At 66.9% G+C, this 505-nt stretch carries 1 protein-coding gene; it reads right to left on the minus strand.

Translation table 11 applies throughout. The features are described from left to right. On the minus strand, positions 1-442 hold a 442-nt coding region (locus ASJ79_RS25765), incomplete at its 3' end, for a hypothetical protein (RefSeq protein WP_067961519.1). Positions 443-505: the final 63 nt, after the last annotated feature.

A 505-nucleotide genomic window follows, 5' to 3' on the forward strand; every position in this document is an offset into this window, starting at 1 on the left:
CCGTGAGGTGCAGTTTGTTGCCGTCGGCGTGGATGGCGAAAACTGCTCTGTGGCAGTCATGGTCGAGGAACGGCAGGGTCCGCAGGATTGCCGCGGTGTCGGCATCGACAACGACATTCTGAACTGGTTCGGCCGCGCTCAACTGCTGGCGGCGCAGGTCGTAGATCGAGGTGGCCCAGTTGCTGATGGTGCCGTCGTCATCGCAGTGACTGCAGCACCAGTTGATGGGGTGATCGGGTTGGGTCCAGCTCACGACGATGCGGCCGGGGCAGGCACGGTGGGCTGGCCGGCGCCGGCACGGCAGGGCGGTTTCCCATCGGGTGTGAGCCTCGCCGGCCGAGGCTGCGGCCACGATCGCGCTTAGGTGTTCGGCGAGCTTGCGGGCCGGCCCCGGGGTGTCGGGTCCCACGTCGAGGAAGTGGTGCAGATCGGCGACCAACATAACCTGGTCACTGTAGCCGCCGCAGGGTGTAGGCGCGGGTTAGCTGCGGGTGGACTCAGTGGC

The organism is Mycobacterium sp. NAZ190054 (assembly GCF_001545925.1).
Lineage (GTDB): Bacteria > Actinomycetota > Actinomycetes > Mycobacteriales > Mycobacteriaceae > Mycobacterium.